The sequence below is a fragment of the Monashia sp. HAY1-5C genome (genome assembly GCF_056755255.1).
The window spans coordinates 1-8188 of the sequence record NZ_JBPGXG010000176.1 but is presented as its reverse complement, the minus strand read 5'-3'; the positions used below and the strand labels follow the sequence as shown (position 1 = coordinate 8188).

General features: G+C 72.6%; 11 protein-coding genes. 4 read left to right on the top strand and 7 right to left on the bottom strand.

Features of this window, described 5'->3' with window-relative positions:
- Window positions 1-13: 13 nt before the first annotated feature.
- The gene (locus tag ACR9ZK_RS19570; RefSeq protein WP_481343640.1) at window positions 14-175 is read left to right on the top strand and encodes a cation transporter dimerization domain-containing protein; all 162 of its coding nucleotides are present in this window, start codon (window positions 14-16) and stop codon (window positions 173-175) included.
- Window positions 176-183: 8 nt separating this feature from the next.
- On the top strand, window positions 184-1428 hold the full coding sequence (locus tag ACR9ZK_RS19565; protein ID WP_481343639.1) for an NAD(P)/FAD-dependent oxidoreductase: 1245 nt from the start codon (window positions 184-186) through the stop codon (window positions 1426-1428).
- 77 nt (window positions 1429-1505) lie between these two features.
- Here ACR9ZK_RS19565 and ACR9ZK_RS19560 read toward each other — a convergent pair whose 3' ends face one another.
- From ACR9ZK_RS19560 to ACR9ZK_RS19545, 4 genes are read right to left on the bottom strand one after another with little or no spacing between them, the layout of a single operon-like run.
- Window positions 1506-3863: a heavy metal translocating P-type ATPase gene (locus ACR9ZK_RS19560; protein WP_481343638.1), complete on the bottom strand. Its 2358-nt coding sequence runs from the start codon at window positions 3861-3863 to the stop codon at window positions 1506-1508.
- Window positions 3864-3886: 23 nt separating this feature from the next.
- Window positions 3887-4843: a hypothetical protein gene (locus tag ACR9ZK_RS19555; protein WP_481343637.1), complete on the bottom strand. Its 957-nt coding sequence runs from the start codon at window positions 4841-4843 to the stop codon at window positions 3887-3889.
- Window positions 4840-5046, bottom strand: a complete 207-nt coding sequence (locus tag ACR9ZK_RS19550; protein ID WP_481343636.1) for a heavy-metal-associated domain-containing protein — start codon at window positions 5044-5046, stop codon at window positions 4840-4842. Before ACR9ZK_RS19550 ends, ACR9ZK_RS19555 begins: the two co-directional genes overlap by 4 nt.
- 31 nt (window positions 5047-5077) lie before the next feature.
- Window positions 5078-5371, bottom strand: coding sequence for a metal-sensitive transcriptional regulator (locus ACR9ZK_RS19545; protein WP_481343635.1), 294 nt, complete (start codon window positions 5369-5371; stop codon window positions 5078-5080).
- 171 nt (window positions 5372-5542) lie between these two features.
- Between ACR9ZK_RS19545 and ACR9ZK_RS19540 the strand changes: the two genes are divergently transcribed.
- Entirely contained in the window at window positions 5543-5845 is a 303-nt protein-coding gene (locus ACR9ZK_RS19540) for a metal-sensitive transcriptional regulator (RefSeq protein WP_481343634.1), read from the top strand.
- 6 nt (window positions 5846-5851) lie between these two features.
- Here ACR9ZK_RS19540 and ACR9ZK_RS19535 read toward each other — a convergent pair whose 3' ends face one another.
- Genes ACR9ZK_RS19535 through ACR9ZK_RS19525 form a run of 3 tightly spaced genes read right to left on the bottom strand, consistent with a single transcriptional unit; the run spans window position 5852 to window position 7619 of the window.
- On the bottom strand, window positions 5852-6133 hold the full coding sequence (locus ACR9ZK_RS19535; protein WP_481343633.1) for a CDGSH iron-sulfur domain-containing protein: 282 nt from the start codon (window positions 6131-6133) through the stop codon (window positions 5852-5854).
- A 9-nt stretch (window positions 6134-6142) separates the two neighbouring features.
- Entirely contained in the window at window positions 6143-7399 is a 1257-nt protein-coding gene (locus ACR9ZK_RS19530; protein WP_481343632.1) for an NAD(P)/FAD-dependent oxidoreductase, read from the bottom strand.
- Window positions 7386-7619 (bottom strand): ferredoxin, encoded by a 234-nt coding sequence (locus tag ACR9ZK_RS19525; RefSeq protein WP_481343631.1) that lies wholly within the window; start codon window positions 7617-7619, stop codon window positions 7386-7388. The genes ACR9ZK_RS19530 and ACR9ZK_RS19525 overlap by 14 nt, the downstream gene beginning before the upstream one ends.
- A 225-nt stretch (window positions 7620-7844) precedes the next feature.
- Between ACR9ZK_RS19525 and ACR9ZK_RS19520 the strand changes: the two genes are divergently transcribed.
- On the top strand, window positions 7845-8051 hold the full coding sequence (locus ACR9ZK_RS19520; RefSeq protein ID WP_481343630.1) for a heavy-metal-associated domain-containing protein: 207 nt from the start codon (window positions 7845-7847) through the stop codon (window positions 8049-8051).
- The last annotated feature ends 137 nt before the right edge of the window (window positions 8052-8188 follow it).

Sequence of the window (8188 nt, the reverse complement as noted above, 5' to 3'; positions counted from 1 at the left end):
GATCACCTCTGCGATGGACGCCATGAGCGTGCACCTGAAGGTCGTGCCGGGCGCGGACATGCACGCGGTGCTCGACCGGGCGCGAGACCTGCTCCGCAACGACCACCAGATCACGCACGCGACCGTTCAGGTCGAGCCCACCGACCACACCGGGTGCGAGCTCGTCCAGTGGTGAGCTGACCGATGAAGAGGATCGTCATCGTCGGCGCGTCCCTGGCCGGACACTGCGCCGCGACGGCCCTGCGCGACCTCGGGTACGACGGTCAGCTCACGGTCGTGGGGGCCGAGCGGCACCGGCCCTACGACCGCTACCCCCTGTCGAAGGCGTTCCTCACCGGAGGCCTGCACCGACCGGGCCTCGACATCGACGGCCCGCCGGCCGACACGACGTGGCGCCTCGGGGAGGCCGCGACGGGGCTGGACCTGGCCGGGCGGCACGTGGTCGTGGAGGACCGCGCGCGGATCCCCTTCGACGGCCTCGTCATCGCGTCCGGGGCCCGGCCCCGGGACGTCGACGCGGTTGCGAACGTGCGGAACGCGTTCGTGCTGCGCACGGTCGACGACGCCGGCGCCCTGCGGGCCACCCTCGAGTCCGGCCCACAGCGGGTGGTCGTGGTCGGCGGTGGCCTGATCGGCGCCGAGGTCGCAGCGGCTGCAGTCGCCGACGGTCACGACACGACGCTCGTGGACCCGTCCGACGTGCCCACCCGCCGCGCGGTGGGTCTGCCCATCGCCGAGCACCTCCTCCGGCTCCACCGAACGGCCGGGGTCCGGGTCCGTCTCGGCACTCGGACGCGCCGCCTGGAGATCCGGGCCGGGGTGGTGGCCGGTGTGGTCCTCGACGACGGCCTCCGGCTGCCTGCGGATGTCGTCGTCATGGCGACCGGCACGGCCCCGAACGTGGAGTGGCTCCGCGGCAGCGGCCTGTCGGTCTCGGCGGGCTTGGCCTGCCGCCCCACGCTGCACGCCGTCGGCGACGACCGGGTGGTCGGGGCGGGCGACGTCGTGACGGTCCCGCACGCCCTGCTCGACGGCGAGTCGCTCCGCGTCGAGCACTGGGCCAGCACCCGCGACCAGGCTGCGCTGGCGGCCGCCAACCTGCTCGCCGGCCCCGGCTCCGGGCGTCCCCTGACCCAGCTGCCGACGTTCGGCACCACGATCCACGGGGCGCGGATCCGTTCCGTCGGCTTCCCTCAGGTCGCTGACCGCAGTCGGGTGGTCTGGGGCTCGGTCGGGTCCGGGCAGGCACTGGTGGCGCTGGGCCGCGGGAGCCGACTGGTCGCCGTGGTCTCGCTCAACGCCCACGAGCGTCTCGGCCAGCTCACCGATCGGCTGCGGCCCGGCGCTCTGCTCGACGACCTGGACGGCCTCGGGGACCTCGGGGACCACGAACCGGGCGACCAGACCCTCACGGCTTCAGGTGGCTGACCCGACCGGGTCGGCCGGCTGAGCACCGTTGCCTCGGCCTCCGGGAGCCGGGCGGCCACCGAGGCTGCTGGACCGCATCACGCGGCGACCGGCTCAGCGGCCTGCTCTCGCGCCTGCGCCGGCTCGATCGTGTGGTCGGTCAACGGTCGAAAGCGGCGCAGTCGGAGGCTGTTGCTGACGACGAACACGGACGAGAACGCCATCGCGGCGCCGGCCAGCATCGGGTTGAGCAGCCCGGAGGCCGCCAGGGGCAGCGCCGCCACGTTGTAGGCGAACGCCCAGAACAGGTTGCCCTTGATGGTCGCGAGGGTGCGCCGCGACAGGCGGATCGCGTCGGCGGCCACCCGCAGGTCGCCACGGACCAGCGTGAGGTCGCTCGCCTCGATCGCGACGTCGGTGCCGGTGCCCATGGACAGCCCGAGGTCGGCCTGGGCCAGTGCCGCGGCGTCGTTGACGCCGTCGCCGACCATCGCCACGACCCGGCCCTCGGACTGGAGGCGCTTGACCACGTCCACCTTGTCGGCGGGCAGCACGTTGGCGATCACCGTGTCGTCCGAGACGTCGATGCCGACCGCGCGGGCCACGGTCCGTGCCGTGGCCTCGTTGTCGCCGGTCAGCAGGACGGGCGTCAGCCCGAGCCGGCGGAGCTGGGCGATCGCCTCCGCTGACGTCGGCTTGATCGCATCGGCCACCACGAGCACCCCCCGGGCCTGCCCGTCCCAGCCGACGGCGATGGCGGTCGCCCCGCTCGCCTGGGCCTGGGCGAAGGCCCGCTCCAGCTCGACGGGCAGCGTCTGGTTCCAGTCCTCGAGCAGCCGAGGCCGGCCCACGAGGACGGCATGGCTGCGGTCGCCGTCGTGCACGACGCCCTGGACGCCGAGGCCCTCGACGTTGGCGAAGTCCTCGACGCGGGACAGCGACCCGCCCTTGGCCCGCGCCGCGTTGGCGACGGCCCTGGCGATGGGGTGCTCGGAGGCATCCTCGAGCGCACCGGCCAGCCGGAGCACCTCGTCGACGTCCTGACCGTCGGCGGCGACCACGTCGACGAGGGTCATCTGGCCGGAGGTCACGGTACCGGTCTTGTCGAGGACGATGGTGTCGATCTTGCGCGTCGACTCGAGCACCTCGGGGCCCTTGATGAGGATGCCGAGCTGGGCCCCTCGCCCGGTGCCGACCATGAGGGCCGTCGGCGTCGCCAGACCGAGCGCGCAGGGGCAGGCGATGATGAGGACCGCGACCGCGGCGGTGACCGAGGACGCCAGGCCACCACCGGTCCCGACCCAGAACCCGAGCGTGGCCGCGGCGAGCATGATGACGACCGGGACGAAGATGCCGGACACCCGGTCGGCCAGCCGCTGGACCTCGGCCTTGCCGTTCTGGGCGTCCTCGACCAGCCGCGCCATCTGCGCGAACTGGGTGTCGGACCCGACCCGGGTGGCCCGGACCACGAGGCGACCGCCGGCGTTGACCGTGGCACCGACGACGGCGGCGCCGGGCCCGACCTCGACCGGCACCGACTCGCCGGTCAGCATCGAGGCGTCCACCGCCGAGCTGCCCTCCTCGACGACGCCGTCGGTGGCGATCTTCTCACCGGGCCGGACCACGAAGCGCATGCCCACGGCCAGCTGCTCGACGGGGACCCGGCTCTCGACGGGTCCGCCCGGGCCGTCGCGCAGGACCGCGACGTCCTTGGCGCCCAGCTCGAGCAGGGCCCGAAGCGCGGCGCCGGCGCGGCGCTTGGAGCGCGCCTCGAAGTACCGGCCGGTCAGGATGAACGTGGTGACCCCGGCCGCGGCCTCGAGGTAGATGTTGCCCGAACCGTCGGTCCGGGCCACCGTCAGCTCGAACGCGTGCCGCATTCCCGGCGTGCCGGCGGTGCCCCAGAACAGGGCGTAGAGCGACCACCCGAGCGCGGCCAGCGTGCCGAGCGACACCAGGGTGTCCATCGTCGACGTCCCGTGGCGCAGGTTGAGCCACGCCGCCCGGTGGAACGGCCAGGCCCCCCACACGACGACGGGCGCCGCGAGGGTGAGGGAGAGCCACTGCCAGTTGGTGAACTGCCAGGCCGGCACCATCGCGAGCGCGATGACGGGGACGGTCAGCACTGCCGAACCGATGAGGCGCTGGCGCAGCGACCGGGTGGGGTCGTCGGCAGCGTGGTCAGCGGGCTCGGCGTCCGACTGCGCTGGTCGGGGGAGGGCAGCGCCGTACCCGGCCTGCTCCACCGTCCGGATGAGCTCCTCGGGGTCCAGCCCCTCGGGGAAGACGATCTTGGCCTGCTCGGTGGCGTAGTTGACCGTGGCGCTGACGCCGTCCATCTTGTTCAGCTTGCGCTCGATGCGGTTGGCGCACGAGGCGCACGTCATCCCACTGATCTGGAGCTCGACCTGGCTGGTCGAGACCGGCAGGCCCGACGGACGGGTGGTGGAGCTCATGTCGTTCTCCTCTGTCTCTGGGATCAGTGTGCGCCGGTGTGCCCGGCACCGGACTCGGCGTCGTGCGACTCCTCGGAGGAGCCCGTCGACGAGCCCGGCGCGGAGCCGGTGACGGTGACGGTGAACGCGGCGGTCCGCACCACGCCCCCGTGCTTGAAGTCGAGGTACAGGTGGTATCGGCCGGGGCTCGGGACCTCGGCGAAGAAGACCACACCGGGACCGGGCCGGGTCACGCCGTCGCCGGGAGCTCCTTCGGGGTGCACGTGCAGGTAGGCGAGGTCCCCGGACCGGAGGCTCACCAGGTGCCCGTAGGCGCCGAGATAGGGCTCGAGGTCGGTGACCGGCTTACCGTTGCGCGTCACCGTCAGCGTCAGCTTGGCCGACGCCCCTGCGGCGAGGTCGCCGTCCAGCGTGACGGTGTACCCGTCGACGGTGGCGGTACGGGAGTCGGGAGCGGGGGCGGCCGGCTGGTAGGCGCCAGCTACGGCCAGGTCGTTGCCGAGGGTGAGTCCCGCCTTGGCGCCGGTGGCCTTGAAGTCCGCGAAGAGCCGCCACTGTCCGGCCGTGAGGTCGAGCGCGGTCGTCCACGTGCCGTCCGCGGCCATCACCGGGTGGACGTGCTGGAACCCGGTGAAGTCGCGACGTACGGCGATGAGGTGGAGCTGCTTCTCGTGCTCGACGTCGTACTGGGTCACCGGCCGCCCGTTCGGCCCGAGGATCGTGAACGACACCGGAACGGCGGAACCCGCCGACGCCGACGTGCGGGCCAGGCGGAAGGTGTAGCCGTCCTGCGACACCATCAGCCCCTTCGGGATCGCGGCGGCGTCGGCGTCAGCACCTTCCATGCCGGCCATTACGGCGTGGTCGCCGGCCGCGGGCGGCGGACCGACGGGGCCGACCAGCTTTCCCGCACCGACCGCTCCTCCGAAGACGGCAAGCAGCGCGACGAGGAAGCCCACCAGCTTCGTGGTGACGCTCATGCGAGCGCGTATCCGGCCTCTTCGACGGCCTCCTTGACCGCGGCGTCGCCCACCGGCTCTGCGCTGGTGACGGTGAGGGCCCCGGTCTCGAGGACGACGTCGACGTGCTCGACGCCCGGGATCGCCTCGACCTCCTCGGTGACGGAGGCGACGCAGTGGCCGCAGGTCATGCCGGTCACGGTGTAGGTCTGGATGGTGCTCATGGCGGATGTCCTCTCGATGTGGTGTCGGCGGTCAGGAACGGACGAGGCGGGCGATCGCCGCCGAGGCTTCCCTGAGCTTCGCGTCGGCCTCGGGGCGGCCGGCGGCGGCTGCGTCCACGACGCAGTGGTTGAGGTGGTCGTCGAGCAGTCCGAGCGCCACCGACTGGAGCGCGGAGGTCATCGCCGAGACCTGGGTGAGGATGTCGATGCAGTACGTGTCCTCGGTCACGAGGCGCTGCAGCCCTCGGGCCTGTCCCTCGATGCGGCGGAGGCGTCGCAGGACGTCGTCCTTCCCGCTGATGTACCCCGGGTGCTGGGTCGACATGACCACCTCCAGTGCTCGTCCGACGGGCCGCCGTCCTGAAAATACGATACCCCCCTAGCGTATCGGCGTCAATGGTGCGTGCTGTGGCGCCACCAGGACGCATACTGGTACCGGGTATGCCGAAAGGACCCCGGGCCACCCCCGGGGAGGAGCAGCGGAGACGAATCGCAGATGACCGAGACGACGCACCAGCACCATGGCTACATCCACCGCAAGGACGAGTACCTGCAGCGGCTCAGGCGCATCGAGGGCCAGGCCCGGGGCCTGCAGCGAATGGTCGAGGACGAGAAGTACTGCATCGACATCCTCACCCAGATCTCCGCGATCACCAAGGCCCTGCAGTCGGTCGGGCTCGGCCTGCTCGAGGAGCACCTCGGCCACTGCGTCGTGGACGCCGCCGCTGCGGGCGGCAAGGACGCCGAGGTGAAGCTGAAGGAGGCGAACGAGGCGATCGCGCGGCTGGTCCGCTCCTGACCGTCGTCAGGCCACGCCCGCCTCTGCGCCGTCGTCGCCCTCCTCGCGGCCCGCGTCGCAGGCCGTGGGCTGGTCCTGGCTCACGAACCCCTCGCGGACGTGGCTGGAGTCGCAGAACGGCTGGTTCCTCGACCTGCCGCACCGGCACAGCAGCACGATGCGCTGGCCCTCGAGGTCGTACTCCTCGCCGTTCGGGTCCAGGAGCCGGAAGGTGCCCTTCAGCTGCAGCGGGCCGTTACGGACCGCCTTGACGGTCGTCGGGCGGGGGGACGGGGTGGGCTCGGTCATCGGGCACTCCTAGCGGGTTGGTTGCGGCAACGTCGAGACGGACTGGAGCTCGGCTCGGTAGCGGAACAGGGCCGGGGTGTCGTTGACCGCCACGACGCCGACGAGGCGGCCCCGCAGGGTCCGGGTCATGACGAACCGGTGGTCGTCCATGGCGCCGTCGACCACGGTGCTGGTGTCGCCTGCTCCGGGCAGGCCGATGCCGCGGATCTGCGCGCCGTGCTGGTCGGTCCAGAACGACGGCAGCGCCGGGACTGTCTGCGGCTGCCCGCCGCTGAGGGTCGCCGCGGCGATGCGGGAGTGGTCGACGGCCGTGGCCCAGTGCTCCACGCGGCGGGCGGTGCCGTCGAGCAGAGGCTGGGGCACCCGGGCCACGTCACCCACGGCCACGACACCGGGCACCGGCGCGCCGGAGGGGTCCACTGCGGTGAGCGACAGGTCGGTGGTGACGCCACCGTCCACGGCGAGGCCGCTGTCCTTCAGCCATTCGACGTTGGGGGTGGCGCCGAGGGCGCCGACCACGATGTCGCTCTCCACGCGAGAACGGCTCCCGTCGCGGCGGTCCCCGAGCACCGCGACGAGGGGTCCGGCCCCGTCCCCCGACGGAGTGAGCGACTCGACGGTCGTGCACGTACGCAGGTCGACCCCGCGGCTGCGGTGCGCCCCGGCGGCGTACGCCGAGAGCTCCGGTCCGAGCGCACCAAGCATCGGTCCCGCCGTGGCCTCGACCAGCAGCACCTGGTGCCCCAGGGAGGCGGCCGTGGACGCGACCTCGGAACCGAGGAAGCCTGCACCCACGACGAGCACCCGCCGGCCGGGCTCGGCGAGGGCCCGGTGCAGGGCCGAGGCGTCGTCCACGGTGCGGACGTGGTGGACGCCCGCGACGCCGACCGTGCCGGGCAGCCGTCGGGCTCGGGCGCCCGTCGCGATGACCAGCCCGTCGAACCGCACGATGGCTCCGGTCTCGAGCCGTACCTCCCGGGCCGAGAGGTCGAGCGAGGTGGCCGAGATGCCGAGAGCCCAGGTGGCCGCGAGGTCGTCGGCCCGCGCAAGCTCCAGCGCGGGCAGCTCCGGGCCCCCGACCAGCGCGGCCTTGGTGAGCGGGGGGCGGTTGTACGGCGGATGCCTCTCGGCGCCCACGATCGTCAGCCGGCCGTCGAACCCCGCCCGACGCAGGGCCTCGGCCGTGCGCAGGCCGGCCAGGGAGGCCCCCACGACGAGCACGTGCCGTGGCCGGTCCGGCGGCTCGGCGCGGCTAGCGGGTGGCATCGCGAGTGGGAGCCCTGGTGAGCGTGATGGCCAGGGCCGGGCAGGCCCCCACGCTCTGCTCGACCCCCGCGAGGTGCCGGGGGTCCGGACGCTCGACGACCTGCAGGGTGCCCCGGTCGTCGAAGGAGAAGACCTCCGGTGCGGCGAGCGTGCACAACCCGTGGCCTTCGCAGCGGTCGACGTCGACGGTCACCAGCACGGGGTCCTCCTGAGGCGTCATGGTCCAAGCCGAGGTAAAAGTACTATACGGGGGGAGGGTACCCAGTCAAGGTCGGGACACCCTTGACTTCATACGGTAGGGGGGTAACCTATCGGCCAGGTACTGGGCCGGTTCCGCACGAACCGGGGGTCGCGTCCGCGGCGCGGCGGCATCACGCCGGTCCCGAGATCCCACCCAGGCCACCCATGCGCCGCAGCGCCGGCCAGACACGAGGAGAACACCGGGATGTGCAACACCACTGCCACGTACACCGTCGAGGGCATGACCTGCAACAGCTGCGTCACCAAGGTGACGAACGCCGTCAGCGGCATCGAGGGGGTCAGCGACGTCGACGTCGACGTCTCGAACGGCACGCTCGAGATCAGCGGCCACATCGACGACGCCGCCATCCGTGCGGCGGTGGCCCAGGCCGGTTACAAGATCGCCAACTGACGGGGTACCGCGGTGCGGGGTCCTGACGCACGCACGCGTCAGGACCTGTCTCTTATACACATCTCCGAGCCCACGAGACGGAGCTACATCTGGGGGGCTGGGTTGTGCTTGGGGGGAGGGGGGGGGGGGGGGGGGGG